The sequence below is a fragment of the Mesorhizobium bavaricum genome, assembly GCF_056781655.1.
Map to the genome: position 1 here is coordinate 2,976,193 of NZ_CM165566.1, position 20,480 is coordinate 2,996,672.

At 63.3% G+C, this 20,480-nt stretch carries 20 protein-coding genes and 1 pseudogene; 5 read left to right on the forward strand and 16 right to left on the reverse strand.

Features of this window, described 5'->3' with window-relative positions; all coding sequences use genetic code 11:
* Window positions 1-130: 130 nt before the first annotated feature.
* The 3 genes from AC1RZR_RS14465 to choX all read right to left on the reverse strand — a co-directional run bounded on the left by AC1RZR_RS14465 (window position 131) and on the right by choX (window position 2,867).
* Window positions 131-976: an ABC transporter permease subunit gene (locus AC1RZR_RS14465; protein ID WP_481828707.1), complete on the reverse strand. Its 846-nt coding sequence runs from the start codon at window positions 974-976 to the stop codon at window positions 131-133.
* A 44-nt stretch (window positions 977-1,020) separates the two neighbouring features.
* Entirely contained in the window at window positions 1,021-1,875 is an 855-nt protein-coding gene (locus AC1RZR_RS14470) for an alpha/beta fold hydrolase (RefSeq protein WP_477278172.1), read from the reverse strand.
* A gap of 62 nt (window positions 1,876-1,937) precedes the next feature.
* Window positions 1,938-2,867, reverse strand: a complete 930-nt coding sequence (gene choX / locus AC1RZR_RS14475; RefSeq protein WP_477278174.1) for a choline ABC transporter substrate-binding protein — start codon at window positions 2,865-2,867, stop codon at window positions 1,938-1,940.
* A 108-nt stretch (window positions 2,868-2,975) separates the two neighbouring features.
* Here choX and betI point away from each other — a divergent pair, with 108 nt between their 5' ends.
* Complete coding sequence (gene betI / locus AC1RZR_RS14480; protein WP_477278176.1) at window positions 2,976-3,578, forward strand: transcriptional regulator BetI; 603 nt, start codon at window positions 2,976-2,978, stop codon at window positions 3,576-3,578.
* Between the two features lie 189 nt (window positions 3,579-3,767).
* Here the strand turns inward: betI and AC1RZR_RS14485 are convergent, their stop codons facing one another.
* The 5 genes and pseudogenes from AC1RZR_RS14485 to AC1RZR_RS14505 form a co-directional block, all read right to left on the reverse strand.
* Complete coding sequence (locus AC1RZR_RS14485; protein ID WP_481828708.1) at window positions 3,768-4,949, reverse strand: aminotransferase class V-fold PLP-dependent enzyme; 1,182 nt, start codon at window positions 4,947-4,949, stop codon at window positions 3,768-3,770.
* A 248-nt stretch (window positions 4,950-5,197) separates the two neighbouring features.
* Complete coding sequence (locus AC1RZR_RS14490; protein ID WP_481828709.1) at window positions 5,198-5,431, reverse strand: hypothetical protein; 234 nt, start codon at window positions 5,429-5,431, stop codon at window positions 5,198-5,200.
* 78 nt (window positions 5,432-5,509) lie between these two features.
* On the reverse strand, window positions 5,510-5,878 hold the full coding sequence (locus AC1RZR_RS14495; protein WP_477278182.1) for a response regulator: 369 nt from the start codon (window positions 5,876-5,878) through the stop codon (window positions 5,510-5,512).
* 16 nt (window positions 5,879-5,894) lie between these two features.
* The gene (locus tag AC1RZR_RS14500; RefSeq protein WP_481828710.1) at window positions 5,895-7,301 is read right to left on the reverse strand and encodes a sensor histidine kinase; all 1,407 of its coding nucleotides are present in this window, start codon (window positions 7,299-7,301) and stop codon (window positions 5,895-5,897) included.
* 412 nt (window positions 7,302-7,713) lie between these two features.
* Window positions 7,714-8,160 (reverse strand): annotated as a pseudogene (locus AC1RZR_RS14505) (PAS domain-containing protein); the annotation flags it as partial.
* 377 nt (window positions 8,161-8,537) lie between these two features.
* On the opposite strand from AC1RZR_RS14505, the gene AC1RZR_RS14510 reads away from it, so the two are divergent.
* On the forward strand, window positions 8,538-8,681 hold the full coding sequence (locus AC1RZR_RS14510; protein WP_379098609.1) for a hypothetical protein: 144 nt from the start codon (window positions 8,538-8,540) through the stop codon (window positions 8,679-8,681).
* 99 nt (window positions 8,682-8,780) lie between these two features.
* Here AC1RZR_RS14510 and AC1RZR_RS14515 read toward each other — a convergent pair whose 3' ends face one another.
* Both AC1RZR_RS14515 and AC1RZR_RS14520 read right to left on the reverse strand, forming a co-directional pair.
* Entirely contained in the window at window positions 8,781-9,473 is a 693-nt protein-coding gene (locus AC1RZR_RS14515) for a DUF2270 domain-containing protein (protein WP_477278187.1), read from the reverse strand.
* Window positions 9,474-9,527: 54 nt separating this feature from the next.
* Window positions 9,528-10,751 carry an MFS transporter gene (locus AC1RZR_RS14520; RefSeq protein WP_481828711.1) on the reverse strand — a complete coding sequence of 408 codons (1,224 nt, stop codon included), beginning with the start codon at window positions 10,749-10,751 and terminating at the stop codon, window positions 9,528-9,530.
* 97 nt (window positions 10,752-10,848) lie between these two features.
* Here AC1RZR_RS14520 and AC1RZR_RS14525 point away from each other — a divergent pair, with 97 nt between their 5' ends.
* A complete protein-coding gene (locus tag AC1RZR_RS14525; protein WP_481828712.1) occupies window positions 10,849-11,757 on the forward strand; it encodes a LysR family transcriptional regulator in 909 nt (302 codons plus the stop codon).
* A 143-nt stretch (window positions 11,758-11,900) separates the two neighbouring features.
* Window positions 11,901-12,614, forward strand: coding sequence for a gamma-glutamylcyclotransferase (locus AC1RZR_RS14530; RefSeq protein ID WP_481828713.1), 714 nt, complete (start codon window positions 11,901-11,903; stop codon window positions 12,612-12,614).
* Between the two features lie 108 nt (window positions 12,615-12,722).
* Here AC1RZR_RS14530 and AC1RZR_RS14535 read toward each other — a convergent pair whose 3' ends face one another.
* From AC1RZR_RS14535 to AC1RZR_RS14560, 6 genes are all read right to left on the reverse strand, one after another.
* Window positions 12,723-14,729 (reverse strand): glycoside hydrolase family 127 protein, encoded by a 2,007-nt coding sequence (locus tag AC1RZR_RS14535; RefSeq protein ID WP_481828714.1) that lies wholly within the window; start codon window positions 14,727-14,729, stop codon window positions 12,723-12,725.
* Between the two features lie 22 nt (window positions 14,730-14,751).
* Window positions 14,752-15,609, reverse strand: a complete 858-nt coding sequence (locus AC1RZR_RS14540; protein ID WP_481828715.1) for a carbohydrate ABC transporter permease — start codon at window positions 15,607-15,609, stop codon at window positions 14,752-14,754.
* A complete protein-coding gene (locus tag AC1RZR_RS14545) occupies window positions 15,609-16,535 on the reverse strand; it encodes a carbohydrate ABC transporter permease (RefSeq protein WP_481828716.1) in 927 nt (308 codons plus the stop codon). Before AC1RZR_RS14545 ends, AC1RZR_RS14540 begins: the two co-directional genes overlap by 1 nt.
* A gap of 233 nt (window positions 16,536-16,768) precedes the next feature.
* Window positions 16,769-18,016 (reverse strand): ABC transporter substrate-binding protein, encoded by a 1,248-nt coding sequence (locus AC1RZR_RS14550; RefSeq protein ID WP_379098626.1) that lies wholly within the window; start codon window positions 18,014-18,016, stop codon window positions 16,769-16,771.
* Between the two features lie 62 nt (window positions 18,017-18,078).
* The gene (locus AC1RZR_RS14555; RefSeq protein ID WP_481828717.1) at window positions 18,079-19,122 is read right to left on the reverse strand and encodes a LacI family DNA-binding transcriptional regulator; all 1,044 of its coding nucleotides are present in this window, start codon (window positions 19,120-19,122) and stop codon (window positions 18,079-18,081) included.
* A 596-nt stretch (window positions 19,123-19,718) separates the two neighbouring features.
* Window positions 19,719-19,892, reverse strand: a complete 174-nt coding sequence (locus tag AC1RZR_RS14560) for a hypothetical protein (protein ID WP_481828718.1) — start codon at window positions 19,890-19,892, stop codon at window positions 19,719-19,721.
* Between AC1RZR_RS14560 and AC1RZR_RS14565 the strand changes: the two genes are divergently transcribed.
* Window positions 19,891-20,454 (forward strand): diguanylate cyclase domain-containing protein, encoded by a 564-nt coding sequence (locus AC1RZR_RS14565; RefSeq protein ID WP_481828719.1) that lies wholly within the window; start codon window positions 19,891-19,893, stop codon window positions 20,452-20,454. The genes AC1RZR_RS14560 and AC1RZR_RS14565 overlap by 2 nt on opposite strands.
* Window positions 20,455-20,480 lie beyond the last annotated feature (26 nt).

Genomic DNA, 20,480 nt, shown 5'->3' on the forward strand with positions numbered 1-20,480 from the left:
GTTACTGGTTGGTGCGGTCCATGTATCCGACCCGTAGGTGCGGCTCTTCATATGCCGCTGGCCATAATGCCATTCGCGCGGCTCAGGTCGCGATCGAAAGCTCGCACTCGAAGGTACACGGCCCATGAACCTACTTGCGAACGACTTTGAGCGCTCTGTCCAGGATGATGGCGAGCATTACAATCGACAAACCTGCCTCCAGTCCGAGCGGTATGTTGACGGCCGAAAGGGCTCGCACCACCGGCTTGCCAAGGCCGTCGGCACCGACCAAGGCGGCGACCACAACCATGGACAGCGCCAGCATGATGCATTGCGTCAGCCCTTCCATAATCACCGGCAGGGCACTTGGCATTTCGATCTTCCACAAGAGTTGCGAAGGCGATGCGCCAAACGCGAGACCGGCTTCAAGTATCTGCTGCGGCACCGAACTAAAGCCAAGGTAGCTCATTCGAATAACCGTTGGCACGGTAAATACGATTGTGGCCACCAGGCCAGGTGCTGTGCCCAGACCGAACAGAACGAGCGTTGGTATGAGATAAACAAACGTAGGCAGAGTCTGCATGAGGTCGAGCACTGGAAGCACCAGTTGATACAGCCGTTTGCGATGGCCAAGAAAGATGCCGATCGGCACACCGATCAGCATGGAGCTTGCGGTGGCGAAGACCACCAGCGCGAGGGTCTGCATGGTTTCGACCCAGAAACCCTGATTGGCGATCATGAGCAGGCCTGCCGCCACACCGGCCGAGAGTTTCCAGGATCGCTTCGTCAGATAAAGAACGACCGCGGCCGTCAAGATGATGACCGGCGATGGGATCCACAGCAGGATGCTGACAAGACCATCGATCAGAAATCCGAGCGAGGCGGAGATGCCATCGAAAAACCCTGAGAAATTGTCGGTGACCAAGGTGAAAAAACGCTCACCCGCCGATCCAATGGGAATCTTGTAGCTGGAGAGCCATTCAGCGAAGCGATCCATCCGGCAGTCCTTAACGTGGGGAAAAAGAAGACTCTAGCAGCAGCTTACGGGACGAGGAAATCGCGCATCAGGCTCGCCACCCGCTCGGGCGATTCCCAGAAGGGGTTGTGGCCGTGACCGGGAAGACGCGAAAGGCTGGCGCCAGGAATGGCAGAAAGCAGTGCTTCTTGATGCGACAAATCGAAAAACGGATCCTCTTCGCCCCAGATCAAGAGTGCTGGTTTTGTGATTAAAGGGCGTCTATTCGTCTGGCCCTGAGCCAACTCGTGCAGGATTTGCCGCAATATGATGATGGGCATAGTGCTCGCATCAAGCCGCAGCTTGGCAAGAAATGGCTCGGGAACATTTCCGGGATTGGCGTACCATCGTTTCAGGAAGTCGCCGTCAGGCTCGAGCGTCTCAAGCTTTTCAAGTTCACTACTCAGGCGTCCGCTCGGGCCGGTGGGGTTCAGGGAGGTGCCGATGAGGATCAGTCGGCTTGTGGTCTCGGGGTAGAGGCCGGTGAGGCACTGCGCAACCATGCCACCGAGTGAATGGCCCACCACTTCGGCGCGGCGAATGCCAAGTTCCGTTAGCAACAGCCTCGCATCCTCGGCGAAATCAGTCACTGAGTAGCCTGTCTGCGGCCTGCCGGAAGCACCGTGACCGCGAAGGTCCGGGATGATCAGCCGCCGTCCAGGGAAAAAGGGGGTGATGCCGGCAAAGCTCACGCTGCTATCGGTAAGGCCGTGCAGAAGCAGGAGCGGGATTTCCTCGCTCTCTCCCAAGTCAATGAAGGCAAGCATCTGGCCATTGGGCAACCGTACGTGTTGTTTGCCCTTCTCCCATTCGGCAAATGCTGGAACCACAGGTGCTGACACGGTCGCGCGCATGACCGTTGTCGCCAGTTTGTCGGACATTGTATCCTCTTTGCGGTTATTTGGCTCAGCGCGCTACCCGGGAGCGCGCCGATTCTGCGCACTCACAAGCCCAGATATGCCTTGACGGCCGAAAGTCCGTCCTTGCCGTCGATGGTGGTCACGTCCTTGAGCCAGGCATCGAGTCTTTGCGGCTCTTCTTTGAGCGCTTTGATCGCCCCGTCTTTGGGCTGCATCTTGTCATCGATCAAATAGCGCATGCCTTTGTTTTCGAAGTCTATGTCGAAAGCGAGATTCTTCAGAAGCCTCGCGACGTTTGGGCATTCTGCCGTGTAGCCGTGGCGAACCAGGGTCGATACCGTTGCTGCTCCGAAATCGGGGCCAAAGAATTGGTCACCTCCGGTGAGGTATTTGAAGTCGAATTTCGTATTCATCGGATGTGGCGCCCAGCCCTGAAACACAATCCATTCCTTGCGACGCGTCTTGCGAGCGACTTCCGCCAGCATGCCTTGCTCGCTCGATTCCACGACTTTCCAACCGTCCAGCTTTAGATTCTTGTCGGCGATAATGTTGAACATGATGGCGTTGGAGCCGGGCTCGATGCCATACATCGTATCGGCAAATTTGTCGGCGAACTTGCTTAGATCGGAGAAATCCTTGACGCCCGCCTCCCAGGCATAGGTGGGGACTGCAAGCGTGTATTTGGCGCCGGTCAGATTGGTCCGCACGGTGTCAACGACGCCTTTGTTCTTGTAACTGCCAAACTCGTTTACCATCGCCGGATCCCAATAGCCCAGGAATGCGTCCAGGTCCTTGTTCGCCAAGCTCTGAAAAATGACGGTCACACCCAGCAACGAGGACTTTGGCGAGTAACCCAATCCTTCGAGGACTACGCCGGTGATGCCGGTGGTGAAGGCGAGGTCATTCCAGCCCGGCTCAGCCATGCGCACAGTCGCGCAACTCTGCGGGTCGAGCGCATAAGCCGGCGCCGCTCCTGCCAAAATTAGTGCAAACGATACGACAATACCCCTCATCTTCGGGTTCCTTTCTTGACCTTTGGACGGTTTGTTGACCGTTGGTCAATAATTGCCACTCACGTTCAGGCGTGTCAAGGTGGGTCAATTCGACTCAATGGATTGTTCATGGCTCTGACCTCTCTCAGCAAAATCAGGCGCACCGAACTGGTCTCGGCGGCAATGGATGTACTCAGGAGCGAGGGTGTTAACGCGACGACATTGGAGCGCGTGGCCCAACGCGTGGGCACATCCAAGAGCACCGTGCTGCACTATTTTGACAGCAAGAAGGGGCTTTTCCATGCCACCATGCTCTACGCGAATGCACGACTTCGCGATGAAGTGGTCACGCAGATGCGCCTTGCAAGGACGCCATCGGACAGGTTGTGGTCAATCGTGGCGACAAACCTGTCGCCTGCTGTTTTCGAGCCGACTACATGCCACAATTGGTTGGCACTGTGTGTGGAGGTTTCGAGCGACGAGCAATTCGCAAGACTCCAGAAGGTGATCCACGCGAGGATGCGCTCAAATGTAAAGTCGGCGCTTGTCGACCTTGTCGCACCGGCCGATGTCGAACCGATCACACTCGGCATCACCACTTTGATCGACGGCCTATGGTTGCGGAGCGCAGTCAACAAGGAAAGTATCGATGCGCAAGGCGCCATCGATCAAATGCTTGATTACATCACGCACCGCATCCCTGGTTTTTCGATCACCGCGAAGGGCGAGTAGTCGCAATGGCGCGCGTCAGCGCGCGTTCGAATTTAGCGAGGATCGTATTGGCTTCGGCAAAGTGGGGGCGCGGCGATGCAGCGCCGCGGCGGCAGCCTGCGTTGGGCCGTTGTACACGCGGGGGCGTGTTGCCAGTCATGGAGTTCAACGACCAGCCTTCAGCCGAATGCCTGGAAGGGTCGACACCTGTCACGTCAATGCGCTTCGTAAGGCGGCGACGAATTGATCGAGATCCGCCTTGCGCATGTAGATATGGGGTGAAACCCGCAGACCCTCGACTTGCTCGACCTTACGGTATTTTACGTGGGTTCGATGTTTGTCGCGCAGATCCCGCTCGAGCTGCTTCATGTCCAGGTTCTCGATTGAGAACAGACTGATCGCGCCCAGTCTGTCCGTATCGGTGTCCGTATGGAGCCTGAACCCCGGAATGTCACGAGCGAGACCAATCCAATATCGGGTAAGTTCGCGCAATCGCGCGTGCATCCTCTCCGCGCCAATCGCCTTGTAGAATTTGATGGCAGGAGCGATTCCGGCCTGTATTGCGGAATTATATGTGCCCAGGTTCCAGTGGTCGAACTTGTCTATGTGCAAGGCCGGCTGATCAAAGGGGGCAAGCAACGGCCATGTCGGTTCGATCTGACGCTCATTGACGACTAACATTCCATTGCCTACCGGCGCGCCAAGCCATTTGTGAAGGCTGGTAACAAAGAAATCGCAATCAAGTTCGCGAAAACTGACTGGCATTTGGGCGAATGTTTGAGCGCCATCGACGATCGTGATGACATTACGCTCGCGCGCGATCTCGCAAAGCCGCTTCACGGGAAGAACACGCCCATTCCAATGGTACATATGCGTCAACTGCATGACGCGGGTCCGCGGAGTCATCGCGTCAACGTAGGCTTCGACGACATCGTCATCGCTGTCCTTGAGGTCGAAGGCACAGTCTACGGCCCGGATGCCCTCACGCTGCTGCCGCTGAAGCCATCCTGAACGGACGCTGGGGTAGTCCCAGGGCGAGATCAGCACTTCATCGCCAGTCACAAGCGGTATTCCGAAGATCGCTGTCGAAAGGCCCTCCGATGAGTTTCGGTTCAGCGCGATTTCTTCGGGGGCACAATCAATCAGTTCCGCCAAGTCTCGCTTAACACCAGGTAGTTGGGCGTCGAGTTCGCTCCACATATTGTAGTCCGGGTTGCGGCTGATGAAGCGATACGCGTCGATCACCGCTTCCTCAACAATGATCGGCGGGGGACTGACAGCAGCGTTGTTCAAGTTCAGATACGGGTGCTGTACGGGGTAACCCGCACGGACTTGCTCCCATATCGCTTCGCTCTCATTTTCGACCATCCGACCCGCCGCAAAAGAGTTCATGTGACATCATCCTGTGCGTCTCAACCCGACAATACCCTGCCGAATTCGGCGCAATCTGCCTAATAGCAGCCGTCGAACAGAAGTTCGTTGCGATCGCCTGCGATTTCACGGAGATTCACCGCACTCCTGCTTATTCCGCAGAGTGGGCATTCACGGAGCACGCTTGTTCGCGTCTGGCGGTGATAGTCCTAGCTTTCGTCGGCCCTGATCGCCCGTCGGTTGCTGTCTGAGCAGCTGTCGAAATGTGGCTAGACACCACCGTCGAGGCTGCCGGCCTCGTCGAGCTTGTGCGCCTCGCCGATCGCCATCTGCATCAAGCCGGAGACGATATGGGTGAGGCTGTCGTCCTTGCCGGGCAGCGGCAGCGGCGCCGAAAGGCTGGCGAGCGTGTCGTCGCCGAAGGTCGAGCGCGGCACCTGCAGGATGAGCTGGTCGACATCGGCAACCGCGCCTATGTCATGCGCCGCGATCGGGTCGTCCATGACGGCGATTGCATCAAGTTGCTGAAGTCGCCGGACGAGCTGCACCCGCTCTATCTCGGCGGATAGCGCCCCAGGGCTCTAGGCAAGCAGTCCCTGGATGGTGGCGGCGACCGTCTCCGGGGCATAGGGCTTGGGCAGGAAGACGCCGCCGCTCGGCATCGTATCCTGCGCCGGCCGGCGCTTGCCCGAAGTGATGATGATCTTGATCGGCGGCCAGCGGTCGCGCACGGCGGCCGACAGGCGCAAGCCGTCCATCGAACCCGGCATGTCGATATCGGTGAACAGGATGGCGATATCCTGCCGTGTCTCCAAAAGCCGGATCGCCTGGTCGGCGTTGGTGGCTTCCAGCACGTCGAACCCCGCCTCGCGCAACTCATCGGCGATGGCAAACAGCAGGAACGCTTCGTCTTCGACGACAAGGACGGTGGCGGGGTTCTGAAGTGTCATGACACAGCCTATGTAGTCAGTAGCGCGCTGTCGGCAACCGGGGCGCAGGTGCATTCAGGACACATTCGACTCCGTCGACGTGGTAGTCGATCTGCACGGCGCCGCCGAAATCGGTGCCAAGCACACGCTCGATCAGGAAACGGCCGAAGCCGCGCCGGCTGGGCGGTGTCACCGGCGGCCCGCCGCGCTCGCGCCAGCGCCAGATCAGCCGCGTTTCGCCGGCTGTCTCGGACGACGGCTGCAGCGACCATTCAATCGACACCTGGCCGTCGGATGTCGACAGCGCGCCATATTTCAGCGCGTTGGTGGCGAGCTCGTTGACGGCGAGCGCGAGCGTCAGCGCCATCTTCGGATTGATCGGCAGGGCCGGGCCTGAAACCGAGATCTGCGCGACCGGGAAGGCGGCGATGGTGTTGTCGACCACCTCGCGAATGGAGGCACTGGTCCAGCGGGTCTTGTTGAGAATGTCGTGGGCGTTGGCCAGGGCCCGCAGCCTCTCGTTGAAGGTGGCGCTGGCGGTCTCGATGTCGGTGTTGCGCAAGGTCTGCGAGGCGATGGCGGAGACCATGGCCAGGATGTTCTTGATGCGGTGCTCCAGTTCATGGGTCAGCAGCTCTTGTCTCGTCTGCGCCTCGCGCCGATCGGTGACGTCCTGCATGACGCCGAACATCTTGATCGGCTTGCCCGTCTCGTCATGGACGAAGTCGATATGGCGCGACAGCCAGCGCAATTCGCCATTGTCGGGCCTCCGGATGCGGTATTCGACGGCAGGCACCGCAGTCCCCTGCCTGCGCGTCTCCGGGTTGGAGCGGACGTCCTTGTCCTCCGGAATGACGATGTTTTCCAGCACGCTGATATGAATGCTGTCCCGGGGCGACAAACCCCAGAGCCCCCAGAAGCCCTCGGAGCCGACCACGGTTCCACTGGCGATATCGAGCTCCAGCGCCGCGATGCCGGCGGCATTTTGCGACAGTTGCAGGCGGCGCTCGCTCTGCAGCAGGGCCTGCGCCGCCTGCTTCTGGTCGTCGATATCGGTGTTGGTGCCGATCCAGCGCAGGATCACGCCATCGGCATCGCGGATCGGAACGGCGCGCGCAATGAACCAGCGATAAGCACCGTCTCGCCGGCGCAAGCGGAACTCGGTCTCGTAGAAGATGCCCGCCGCCAGCGCCTGCTGCCATTTTTGCGCGGCCGAACCGACATCGTCGGGATGGACGATGGCGGCCCAGGCCTGGCCGTCGAGCTCGCCGGCGGAAGCACCGGAATAGTCGTAGACGCGCGGGTTGAACCAATCGAGCAAGCCGTCGGGGGAGGCGGTCCAGACATGGTTGGGCATCGCTTCGGCGAAGGTGCGGAACTGCATCTCGCTCTGGCGCAGCGCCTGTTCGGCAACCAGCCGGTCGGTGACGTCGACACCTTGCACGAAGATGCCGAAGACCTCGCCCCGCCGGATTGCGCACCGGCTGATAGACGAGGTCGATGAAGCGCTCTTCGGTCTCGGCCCCGGGCGTGCGCTGCAGTTCGGCCTTCAGCGCGTAGCCGACGAAGGCCTCGCCTGAGGTGAAAACCTGGTCAAGCAGCTCGAAGAAACCTTGCCCTTCGACCTCGGGCAAGGCCTCGCGGATCGGCATGCCGATAATGTCGCGGTGGCCGACCAGCTGCATGTAGGCCGCGTTTGTCAGGTCAACGACATGCTGGGACCCCGACAGCATGGCCATGAAACCCGGTGCCTGTTCGAACATCTGCCGCTGCCGGTCGCGTTCACTCGCCCGCCAGCGCTCGGCGGCGACCTTCTGCGTCGTCTCGATGACGATGGCGATGACGCCGGCCGGTTCGCCGCTTTCGTCTGGTACCGGCGAATAATCGAGATCGAGCCAGACCTGCTCGGGTTTTCCCGTGCGGTCGAGCGTCAGCATCTGCTCGCGATAGGCAAGCGTGCCGCCGGCCAGGCAGACCTTCATGATGTTGTCGTTGAAGTCGGCCACTTCGGGCCAACCCTCACGCACCTTGGAGCCGAGCAAGCGCGGGTGGCGGCCGCCGGCGAATTCCGAATAGCCGTCATTGTAGATCATGACGCCGTCCTCGCCCCACAGCATGACGATCGGCACCTTCGAGCGCAGGATCAGCGACACCGCCGTCTTCAGGCTCTGCGGCCAGCTTTCAATCGAGCCGATCGAGGTTGACGCCCAGTCGAACGCCGCGATCAGGCAGCCGAGCTGGCCGCCGCCAGCGAGGAAGGCATGCCTGCGATCGCCTACGGTCTTTGTACTGGATACGGGCATGGCGTCTCATGGATCGGTCGGCACTGTTTCGACGTTGGATTGGTTTCCGCTAGAATGTCAGAATCCTGGGACGACCGGGCATCTCTGTCGACCAGCGCTGTCGCGGCGCGAGCCTGACCTTCGAGCCACAAGCGCGCCGACCGACTGCCGGCGCTTGATGAGATCTTGAACAACATTTACGCCCCCGAGCGCCACAACACGGGACGAGCCATTCGGTTCCCGCCGCGCATCGATTTTTCACTGGTGGCCAGGCGTCGGGCAGCGCGTAGCGGACAGGCAATGGTCCGCTATTCGAACTAATTTCTTTACAAGCCGTTAATGCGGTCATGGTGTTAATTCAGTATTCGCTAATGAATCATTCCAACCTGAGGCAAGCAATGACCAAGAATCTCGGCAACGCGCTCCACACGCCGGCGCAGGTCCAGCAAGTCTCCGTTCTCGGCAAGGTCGCGCCGGCGCTGTTTCCGCTGGTCGTGGCGGCGCTGGGCTACATGATCGGTAGGCAGTTCTTCGGCATCTAGACTCCGAAAACCGACCCTCGGCGGAACGGCAAGCAAGCCGCAAGCACGACCGCGCGGGTCGCCCTTTCCGCTGCAGCCGCCTTTCGTCGGACGTCGACGTCAGACATGGACGTCACCGAAGGAAAGTTCGCCGTCGTCGTCGGACGCAAAAAAGGCGAAGGCGAACAGCGCGGCATAGAAAGCCGTCACGACGATCACGATCGCTACACCGGGAATGGGGCCAAGGGCGGCGCTGTCGACGGCCTCGCGAAGCGAACCGACAAACCCAGTCCTGAGGCCCGTGGTCTGAAGGCTGGGGGTCGATATCTTGACCACCCAGGCCAACAGCAGGATCAGGAACAGGTAGATGTAGTTGCGCCGCAGGCGGCGCGCCAGCGCAGCGCGCTGCGACAGCAGAAACTTCGGCGCGCGCAAGCCTTCGCCGACGATGAGCAGCCAGTCGGAGGCAAAGTCGGGCTGCGGCGAAAAGATCTGCGCGAAATAATGACGCTCGAACTGGCGCACGCGAGACCGGTAGAAGTCGAAGAACCGATAGCGGCGCGCCTCGATCCACAGCAGCAGCAGGATCAGCAGCATGGCGAACAGCAGCACGCCGTGATGCGCACTGGCCGTGGACAGCGATACCGAAAGCAGCGCCGCCACCACCGTGATCGCCCAGTTCGTCGTCCTGTCGAGCCGATCTCGCCATCCCGCCATGCGCGCAATCTCGGCGCGGTGAAAATGCGACAGCGTATTCACGCGCTCCGTCGATGAAAGGACGGGGCCCGCGGGCTTTGCCGACGCGTCGTTCATGGCATCCTCCGGCGAAGACTAGAACAGTTTGCCGGCAACATGGTTCCCTGTCGCTCACTCGGATCCGCCAATCCAATCGACCAGAAGGGCAAAGAGGCCAAACGCAGCGCCAATCACGCAGACCGCCGGCCAGCCGCCCCATGTCCAAGCCATTCCGGCCAGCATCGAGCCGATGGCGCCGCCGATGAAGAAGATGCCGACGAAAAGGCCGTTGAGGCGGCCGCGCGCCTTCGGCTGCAGCAGGTTGATGGCGCGGCGGCCAAGTGTCTGGTCGCCGGTGACACCGATGTCGAGCAGCACGGCGCTGATGCCCATCAGCGCCAATGGCCACCATGACGCCGCGAATTGGAAGGAGCCGGCCCAGGCCGCAAGCGCCATCGAGCCGATCAGCACGAGATGGCAGGCGATGGTGGCGGAACGCGTCCAGCCGCGATCGCCCGCCCGACCGAACAGCGGCGTCACCACCGCGCCGCCGGCGCCGACCAGGGCGAACAGCGCGATGCCGCGCTGACCGAGATTGAAAGGCGGCTGCGCAAGGCGCAACGCCACCGCCGTCCAGAACAGGCTGAATGCCGCCATCACCAGGGCCGCTGTCAGCGCCCGCCGCCGCAGCAGCGGCTCGTCACGCAGCAGGTCGAGCAGTGAGGCGATCAGCGCGCCATAGGACGATTTCGCTGCCGGCCGCCTTTGCGGCAAGGTGAAGGCGAGCACGCATACGAGCACGACAAGGGCTGCGGCGCTGACGCCGTAGAAGGCGCGCCAACCCCATGCATCGGCGATCAGGCTGGCCAGCGGGCGCGCCAAGAGGATGCCAACCATCAGCCCGCTCATGACGTCGCCGATGACGCGACCATCCTGTCCGGGTGGCGCCATCGAGGCGGCGATCGGCACCAGGATCTGGATGGCCGAGCAGGCCGCACCCAGGATGAACAGCACGATCAGCAGCGCGGCGGCGGTGGGCGTCGATGCGGCGACGCCCGCCGCAAGAGCCGCGGCGATCAGCATGCGCAGGATCAAGGCGCGGTTCTCCAAGAGGTCGGCGAGCGGAACCAGGAAGATCAGTCCGGCGGCATAGCCGAGCAGGGTCGCCATGGCCACGAGGCCGACGCTCGCCGCATCGGCCCCGAGCGAAGGCCCGATGAGGCCGACCAGCGTCTGCGGGGCGAAGAGATTGGTGACGATGATACCGACCGCGGCGGCAAAGAGCAGCGTCTGCGGGCCGGTGATGGTCGCGGCTGGTGGCCGTTCGGCCAGCCGGGCGTCATTTGTATCGAGCATTGAGTCCTCAGCCAATTGCATATCGTGGAAGGACTTTATGCCGAAGCATGATCATGCTACAATTCAATCAATTCGATAATGATTATGCGAGAAGCGCATGAACATCCATGATCTCGAAGCCTTTATCGCTGTGGTGGAGACCGGTTCGATCGTCGGCGCCTCGGCCAGGCTCAACCTCACCCAACCGGGCGTCACGCGCCGCATCCAGAATCTGGAAGACGGGCTGGCGACGGCGCTGCTCGACCGCCAGTCGAAGCCGCTGAAGCCGACTGCCACCGGCCGCGAGGCCTATGAGCATGGCCGCCGGGTGCTGCGTTCGCTCGAAGACCTGAAGGCCGGCGTGTCGCCGCAAGGCGAGGTCAAAGGCGAGTTCCGGCTGGGCATCATGCCCTATCTCTCCGATGCCGCGCTGGCGCTGCCACTCGACAGTCTGCGCGCGGCCTTTCCGCAATTGACGCTGCGCATCACCTCCGGTTGGTCGCCGAGGCTGGTGGAGCAGGTGGCGCGCAGCGAGCTCGACGCGGTGGCGGTGTGCCTCGCCGAGGGCGTGGCGCCGCCGGGCGAACTGGTCAGCGACGATCTCGGCGCGCAGTCGGTGCTGCTGGTCGCGTCACCCGGCCTTGGCGTGCCGAGGCTCGCCGATCTTGCCTCGCTGTCGCGCTTTCCTTGGGTGATGAATGAGAACGGCTGCGGCTTCCGCGCCTTCATCCGCCAGAGTTTCGAGGCCGCAAGGTTGCCGTTCCAGGTCGGGGTGGAGGCGCTCAGCGTCGATCTCAGAATGTCGTTGGTGGCGCGCGGCCACGGCATCGGCATCGTCACGCCGGGCGCCTTTGCCGACAGCCGGTGGCGTGATGCGGTCGAGGTCATCGACTGCCCGGATTTCAAGCCGCAGGTGCGCGCTTGGCTGCTGCACCGGCCGCCGGCCGGACGGCTCGGCCGTCCCATCGCGCTGTTTCGCGACGCGCTGATCGAAGGGCTTGAGGTGCCGATGCCGCTGGTGTCGTAGATCTGGGCAGGGATAGTGGATACTTACGAATCCTTTCAGGCGGTTGGGCGCGGCGGTTCAGATTTTGAGTCCGCGCCGGGCCGACCAGCCCCTTGAGAATCTCCATGCCTTCAGCAACATGGCGCAATGCTTGAGGCACGAGAATGAACAAGCCGATTTCTGCCGCATCGCGCAAGGCGCCGATGGCACTGACCGAGGAGCTCGTCGCGCGCACCATGCGCGTGGTCGAGGATGCCGGGCCGACGCCGGGCATGGCCTATATGACCGACGCCGACTATGCGCGCATCCGTGACGAGGTGCTGGCCGCCGCGCCGCCTGGGCCGCTGAAACTGTTCGCCTACGGCTCGCTGCTGTGGAAGCCGGCCGGTGAGGTGAGGGGTGGCGAACGGGCGGTGGCGAGCGGCTGGCACCGGTCGTTCTGTTTTACCGTCAAGCGCTTCCGGGGCACGGTCGAGAACCCCGGCCTGATGATGGCGCTCGACCGTGGCGGCCAGTGCCAGGGCATGGTGTTCGAGATCGCCGAGCCGGTGGCGGCCAATCTCGAAGCGCTGCTGCGCCGCGAGATGACCATCCTGCCGGCCGTCAATGTGCCGCGCTGGCTGCAGGTCAGGACAGGCGAGGGCATGAGCCGCGCGCTCGGCTTCGTCGTCGATCCCGCCAACCCGCGCTATGCCGGCAAGCTCGACAAGCAGGCGATCGCGGCGACGCTGGCCACGGCCGTTGGCCATTGGGGCTCGGGCGCGGAGTACCTCTTCGAGACCATCCGCCATCTCGAAGCCTGCGGCATCCGCGACCGCAATCTGTGGCAACTCCAAGCGCTGGTGGCCGAGGCGATTGGCCGTGCCCAAGCCGGCTGAAGGCGCGAAGAACTCACCAAGGTCGAGCAGTTGCCAAGTGGGCGGCTGAGCCTGATCTACAAGATCGGCTGAGCGGTCAGAGCCTGATTGGAAACTCTACAGGCTCTCTCATCCGTCCCTGAGCCACACCAGCATTTCGCCGGGCTCGCGATTGTCCCAGGCGAAATAGGGAATGGCGGTCAGGCGCGTTTCAGCAGTGGCCGGAGGCGCGGGCCGGTAGAGCCCGCTTTGCCAACCGTCGCCGGCGTCCGATCGGGCGACGGCCGAAAGCGTCACCACGCCGCCGAGAAGTTCCGGCCGCTGCTGCGCTTCGACGCTCGCCGTCCTCGGCAGCGTCAGGCGATGCAGCTGGCTGTCATTGTCGGTCGCCTCGACGCAGTAGATCAGCGGACCGCGCGACAGCGCGACGCGGCCGGCATCCTGCCGCACCTGCGGGTTGGCATAGAGCCGCTCGATCGGCATTTCGAGATCGAGCCGGACCTGGTCGCCCTTTTTCCATGTCCGCCGGATCGCGGCATAGCCGTCGCTGGTGACATCCTCCAGACCGACCGGTTCGCCGTTCACCGTGAGCCCTGCACCGGCACTCCAGGCCGGGATGCGCAGATGGAGCGTGAACTCCACCGGCGCCTGCGGCTCGAGCGTGATCGCGACGGCGCCGTCCCAGGGATAGCGGCTCGCCTGCGTCAGGCTCACCGGCACGCGGGATATGTCGAAGCGGGCGGCCGAGTTGCCATAGAGATGCACGGCAATGGCATCGTCGGCCAGGCTGTAGAAATAGCTGCCGATCGAGGCGACCATGCGCCCGATATTGGGCGGGCAGCAGGGGCAGCGGTGCCATTTCCAGCGGTTGTGGGCGCCCCGGCTTTCCAACGGGTTCTCGTAGAAGAACAGCGAGCCGTCGAGCGACAGGCCCGAGATCGAGCCATTGTAGAGGGCGCGTTCCATCATGTCGGCATAGCGGGCGTTCGGCCCCATGCCGAGCATGCGGCTGGCCCAGAACACCAGCCCGACCGCAGCGCAGGTCTCGGCATAGGCGCTCTCGTTGGGCAGGTCGTAATCGCTGGTGAAGCCCTCATTGTGCGCCGACGGTCCCAGTCCGCCGGTGATGTAGAGGCTCTTGGTGGTGAGATCGTCCCACAGCCGGTCGAGTGCTGTCCGCAGCGTGTCGTCGCCATATTCGGTGGCGATGTCGGCCATGCCCGAATAGAGGTACATCGCCCGCACCGCATGGCCGACGACCTTGTCCTGCTCGCGCACCGGCCTGTGCGACTGATTGTACTCGTAGGTCTTGAAATGATAGGCCTTCGGGTCGGCGCCGCGGGCACGCGCCTCCTCATCGAAATAATGCGGCTCGACGCCGCGCTGGTCGATGAAGTATTTCGCCAGCTCCATGTACTTCTGTTCGCCGGTCACCCGCGCCAGCTTGACCAGCGCCAGCTCGATCTCCTCATGGCCGCAATAGCCCTTCTTCTTACCGGGCTCGGGCCCCAGCACCGACGCGATGTGGTCGGCATAGCGGCACATGATATCCAGGAATTTGCGCTTGCCGGTCGCCTGGTAGTAGGCGACCGCGCCCTCGATCAGATGGCCGGCGCAATAGAGCTCATGACAGTCGCGCAAATTGGTCCAGCGCAGGCCGGGCTGGATGCGCTGGTACCAGCTCGAGAGATAGCCATCCGGCTGCTGCAGCCTGCCGTACATGTCGATGACGGCATCGATCTTCTTCTCCAGTTCGGGGTTCTTGCGCCGGTAGAGCGAATAGGCAGCGGTCTCTATCGTCTTGCCGAGATCGGAATCCCAGAACATCTGCGTGGTCACCGTCGAGCCGGTGAATTCCGCGCCCTGGCGTTCGGCTTCGTCGGGAGAGGGCGAGTGGAACGGGATGACGAGGCCAGGCGAAGGCCGGTCCGGGTCGATCTGCTCCAGCATGCGCGCCTCGACGCAGCGGTCGTAGAGGATGTCGGCGGTACGCGCGGCCACAGCGTCGGCGCGGTCGCCCCAGAAGCCGTGCACGTCGACCTGTGGCACCGGCAGCGGGCGGAAGGCGAGTTTCGGCTTGCCGGTCTTTTCCAACGTGCCCGTCTGGGCGGTTCGGGCGGATGGCGATGCGGTCATGAACTTACTCCATTCGGTCGATTTACTTGACGGCCCCGGCCATCAGGCCGCGGATGTAGAAGCGCTGCAGAGCCAGGAACAGGATGAGGCACGGCACCATCATCACGGTGACGCCCGCCTGCACCGCGCCCCAGTCGATGGCGCCGAAGCGGCCCGACTGCAGCGCCGTCATCATCACCGGCAGCGTGAATTTGGACTGGTCGGTCATCAGCACGAGCGCGGCGAGGAACTCGTTCCAGGCGCCGAGAAAGGCAAACAGCGCGATGGTGACGACGCCCGGCCAGACCAGCGGCAGCATCACCTTCAACAACATGGTGATGTTGTTGGCGCCGTCCATGCGGGCGGCTTCCTCGATCTCGCGCGGCACCGCGTCGAAGGCGTTGCGCATCATGAAGATGGAGAACGGCAGTTGCAGCGTCACATAGACGCCGACCAGCCCGGTCAGCGTGTTGTGCAGGCCAAGCTTGGTCAGCACCAGGAAGATCGGCGTCAGGATCGACTGGAACGGAATCATGATCGTCGACAGGATGAGGATGAAGAACAAGTCCTTGAACGGAAACCGGAAGCGCGAAAAGCCGTAGCCGGCTAGCACGCTGACGGCGACCGACAGCACCACGGTCATCACCGAGACATAGATGCTGTTTTGCGCCGACACCCTGAGGCCGTCGCCGAAGGTGTTGAGCGTGGCATAGTTCTCCAGCGAGAATCCTGTCGTCGGCCAGGGCGGCAGCGGCGGCAGGCGCGCTTCCTGCGCCGGCTTGAAGGCCGACAGCACCGCCCACACGATCGGCGCCGCGAACAGCACCGAGGCGATGATGCCGGTCGAGTGCTCGGCGATGCGGGCAGCGAGCTTGCGGTTGCGGGAGGCGGCCTGCGCCATCAGTCGAGACCCTCCGGCTTGCGCAGCAGCCACAGCTGGACGAGGCTGAGCGCCACTAGGACCACCAGCAGCACCATGGAGAGTGCGGCGCCATAGCCGAGCTTGAACGACACAAAGGACTGGTTGAAGATCCAGTAGACCGCCGTCAGCGTCTGGTTGCGCGGGCCGCCGCGCAGGATGATGTAGAACTGGTCGAAGGCGAGGATCGAGCCGGCGACCGACAGGATCAGCGCCAGCGCCAAAGTGCGGCGCATCAGCGGCAGCGTGATCGCCCTGAACCTGGCGAACGGCCCGGCGCCGTCGATGACGGCCGCCTCCTGCAGGTCCTGCGGGATCGATTGCAGGCCGGCCATCAGGATGATCATGGTGAAGCCGGCGACCTTCCAGACGACCATGGCGATGATCGACCAGAAGGCCGGCTGGAAGGTGGCCAGGAGGTTGAATTTCTTGTCGATCAGGCCGAGGTCGTAGGCGGCCGGGCTGAACAGGCCGGAATCGACATTCAGCAGCCATGACCACAGCAGGCTGGCCGAAGCGAAGCCGACAACCGCCGGCATGAAGAACATGGTGCGGTAGAGATTGGTCAGCGGGCGCGGCCGCTCGACGAACAGCGCCAGCGGAAACGCCACCGCGAAGATCACGATGGTGACGATCACAGTGTAGTAGGCTGTGAATTTGAGCGCGTTCCAGAACCTGGTGTCGCGCAGGATGGCGACATAGTTGCCGAGGCCGATATAGCTGTGCTCGCCCATCAGCGGCCAGTTGTGCAGCGACATCCACGCCGTCATGCCGAGCGGGATGAGGAAGAAGACGACGACCAACGCGACGGCCGGCGCGACATAGAGCAGGCCGATCCACTGCCGGCGGCCGGCGCCGATGAGCTTTCGGGCGCGTGGTGGGGCAGGGGTTGCTACGATGGAGGTCATGCTGTTCTTCCGTTGGATCCAGTGGGCGCCCTACCTCCCCGCTGTGGGGTGGTCGGACCGCAGGTCCGGTTGGGGGGCTTGGCGCCCCCCCACCCCGCTGCTCCGCAGCGACCCTCCCCACAAGGGGGAGGGTAAGGAGCGCTCCGGCCGCCCGACCAGGGAGAGGGGCGGGCGACCGGATCAGGACTTTGGACGGCAGGAAGCGTTGCGCACCGCCTGCCGTCGGCCAGCCCTTATTTCTGCGGCGCCTGGTCGATGATCGACTGCATCGTCTCCTGCGCATTGGCGATGGCGCCATCGACATCGTCGCCGAAGAAGACCTCGTTGATCATCTGCGTCCACGGGCCGTTGGCGGAGTTGATCAGGTCGTTGAACACCACCGAATAGGGCGTGCGGCCCTTGGCCATGGCCTCGGCGGCGATCTGGTAGCGCGGATCGAGATCCTTCAGCGCGTCCTTGGCGATGTCGCCGCGCACCGGCAGGCTGCCGTACTTCGCCAGGATGGTCTGGCCCTCGAGCGAATAGGCGAAATCGAGGAACTCCTTCACGACGGCGAGTTTCGTGGTGCCCTTGGTGACGACGAAATTGTCGCCGCCGGCAAAGGATGACCAGCCGCTGTCCTTGCCCGGCAGGAAGGTGACGCCATAGTCGATATCGGGATACTGGGTGTTGAGCGCGCCGATGGCGAAGGCGCCGGACGGCGAGATGCCGATATTGCCGGCGGCGAAGGCGGCAAAGAAGTTGGCGCCGGTGTCGGTCTGCGCGCCTGCCGGCACCAGATCCTTCTTGACCATCGACCGGTAGAGATCGATGGCGCCACGCAGCTGCGGGCTGTCCAGCGTCGCCTTGGAGCCGTCCTCGCTGAGGATGTCGCCGCCCGACGCCCAGATCAGCGGCGTGAAGGTGAAGATGTTGCAGCCGCCGCAATTGCCGGAGAAGTAGAAGCCCTTGATGTTGCCGCCGAGCGCGTTGACCTTCTCGGCGTCAGCCGCGATCTCGGCCCAGTTGGTCGGGCCTTTTTCAGGGTCGAGTCCGGCCTGCTTGAACAGCTTCTTGTTCCAGATCAGCACCGAGGCGTCGGCCGAGAAGGGCAGGCCATAGATGTGGTCCTTGTAGGTGCCGGTCTTCACATGCGCCGGCGAGAGGCTCGAGAAATAGGGCAGCGATTTCGCCCAGTCGGTGATGTCCTCCAGCTGGCCGGCGGCGGCGAAGGACGGCGTGTAGATCAGGTCGAGCGAGAGCGCGTCGGGCGCCGTGCCGCCGGCGGCGGCCGCACCATATTTCGGGATGATCTCGGCATTGGGGATGATGTCCAGCTTGACCTGGTTGGTGTGCGCCTTGTTGTAGGCGTCGACGATCCTCGGCATGAAATTAGAGCCGTCGGCGCGCACCCAGATGTTGGCTGTCTCGGCGGCCGCGGCACTGATGCCGCCACCCAGAACGGCAGCGGCCAGGGCCAGTTTGGCAATCAGGTTCCTCATGTTCTCCTCCTCCAGGTTGGCCGCGGTCCGCGGCTTGGCGCCGATTGCGCGGCGCTTGGTTTTCAGCCATCCAGCGGATGACCGCATGACTGCCGCACCACCAGCCGGCACGGCAGTTTTCGAATGCCCGGCGCGGCGGGCTGGCCGCCGACCAGCGACAGCAGGGTCAGCCCCGCCTCGCGCCCGAGTGCGACCAGGTTCATGTCGACCGAGGTCAGCGGCGGGCGCGTTGCCTCGGCCACGATCTCCCAATTGTCGAAACCGATGACGGCGACATCGCCGGGAACGCCGAGGCCGCGCTCGCGCAAGGCATCGATGACACCGCGCGCGATCTGGTCGTTGCCGCAGAAGACGGCGTCCGGCCTTTCGAGCTTGCCATCGAACAGGTGCGTCACCGCCTCGTGGCCCCAGGCTTCCGACCAGGAGCCGAGCAGCGGCTCGGAGATCGGCAAGCCGTTTTCGCCCAGCACGTCGCGATAGGCCTGTGCCCGCGCGTGCACCACGGCGAAGCTCGCGGGTCCCGTCACATGGGCGATGCGCTTGCGTCCGAGCCGGCACAGATGCTCGACCGCCAGCCGGGCGCCGCCGGCATCGTCCGAGACGAAGGCGATGGCGTCGGGATCGGGCTGCGTGAAGGCATAGATCACCGGGACGCGCAGATTGGACAGGTCGATGGGTAGATGGCGGTCGATGCGCTTGCCGGTGGCGATGATGCCGTCGACGCGCTTGTCGAGCATGGCGTCGACATGCATCTGTCCGAGGCGCGGATCCTCTTCGACATTGCACAGGAATACCGAGACGCCGTTGTCGACCAATGCGTCCGAAATGCCGGACATCAGCGGCAGCGAAAAGCGGCCATAGGTGTCGTTGGTGAGCAGGCCGACGGTGAAGCTGCGCCGCCTGAGCAGGCTCTGCGCCAGGCTGTTGGGCCGGAAGCCGAGACGCCGGGCCGTCTCGCGAATGCGCTCGCGCGTCTCGGCGGTCATCCGCCCTTGATCGTTGAGCGCCTTCGAGGCGGTGGCGACGCTGACGCCGGCCTCGCCCGCCACGTCACGTAATGTGACGGGCTTGGGAAAGACCTGGACAGGCTGATCGTCCGATGCCATCGCGCCGAGAATCCTTAGCTGGGAAAAGGTTTTCTCTTACAATCCGAAGAGACGGCCAGCCTTGCGGCCAACCCAGTCAAAACTGTTGGAAAAACCTTTTCTCAAATCAAAGGCTAGGCTACATCCGGGGCTTGTTCAAGGGAAAAATTGCGGCCGTCCGTGCGGTGGGATTTTCGGGTAATCGTGGGCAAGCCGGGCCACCGTCAGCGAAGTGTTAATCGCTTGCCCGCCAAGGTGGTCTCCCGCCAAGACAACAGAGCCTCGACATGTCCGATACGCCCTACAGTCCGAAAGCCCGGCGCGGGCCTCGCAGCCCGGCAGGCGGGCAGGGCGCGACAGCCGCTCCGACGAGCGTCGTGAAGCCGCCGCCATCGCCCGTCTCAAGGCGGAACTCGCGGCGCAGGCGGCGCTGATCGCCAGGCAGGAGCTTTCGCTGGCCCACAGCCGCAAGATCTTCGACCGCGCCTCGGCCGCCGCGCGCCTCGGCGTTTGGGAATGCAGCCTGCCCGACGAGCGGCTTACCTGGACCGACGTGGTCTATGATTTGTTCGACCTGCCGCGCGGCTCGGCCTCGATCGCTCAGAGATCGTCAAGTGCTACCCGGCGGAGTCGCGCAAGGCGCTGGACAGACTGCGCGGCCGCGCGATTGCCGAGCGCAACGGCTTCAATCTCGACGCCGAGATCACCACCTTTGCCGGCCGCAGCCGCTGGATCCGCATCACCGCCACCGTCGAGTGCGAGGGCGGCGTTCCCGTGCGCATCTTCGGCATGAAACAGGACATCACCGAGGAAAAGATCCTGTCGGACCGGATGCGCTATCTGGCCGAATATGACGTCATGACGGGGCTGGCCAACCGCGGCCGCTTCCAGGCGCGGCTTGCACATGCGGACGAGGGCCGACCGCTCGGCGCGCTGCTGCTGATCGATCTCGACGGCTTCAAGGCCGTCAACGACACGTTCGGTCATGTCGTCGGCGACGAATGCCTGAAGGAGGCGGCAAAGCGCCTCGCCGACGGCTGCGGCGAGGCGGACCTGGTGGCGCGCGTCGGCGGCGACGAGTTCGCGGTGCTGCTTGGACCGCATCTCGACCGCGGCGCGGTCTCCAGCGTGGCGCGCCGCATCATCGAGGCAATGGGAAAGCCGGTCACGGCATGCGGCCAGTCGCTCAGGCTCGGCGCCTCGGTCGGCATCGCCTTCGCCAAGGCGACCATGCCGTGCGACCTGTTCATGCAGGCCGACACCGCGCTCTACGCCGCCAAGGCGGCAGGGCGCAACACGTTCCGCATCTTCAAGCTGGACGCCGCCGCGAAAGGCCGCAGCGCCGCGGCTTGAGGGCCAACGGCGGCTTGTTGTACGGC